Source organism: Inquilinus sp. OTU3971, from assembly GCF_038440215.1.
Genome location: NZ_JASATH010000468.1, coordinates 1 through 283, shown reverse-complemented (window position 1 = coordinate 283; position 283 = coordinate 1). Strand labels below are relative to the sequence as shown.

The following is a 283-nucleotide window of genomic DNA, read 5'->3' as shown; positions in this document are numbered from 1 at the left end:
CCTCAAGGCCGGCGATCTCGACCGCGCCGGCACTGCCGAGGCCGGCTTCAGCAACCTCTTCCTCGGCATCCGCCGCGCCATCGCGCTGAAGGCCAGGCTGCGCCAGCAGCGCGAGGACGCGCAGCGCAGGGCCGCTGCCCAGAAGGACCGGCGGCAGGACGAGAAGGACCGGCGCCGCCGCGCCGTCGCCGAGCGCGTCTCCCGCGCCATCGCGGAGGCCAAGCCCGAGGCCAGGGAAAAGCTCACCACCGACCTCTGGGAACGGCTCACCGAGGACGAGCGC

Annotated in this window: 1 pseudogene; it reads left to right on the top strand. The window is 74.2% G+C overall.

The window, feature by feature from the left end:
* Positions 1-283, top strand: a pseudogene (locus AAHM41_RS40450) (hypothetical protein); the annotation flags it as partial.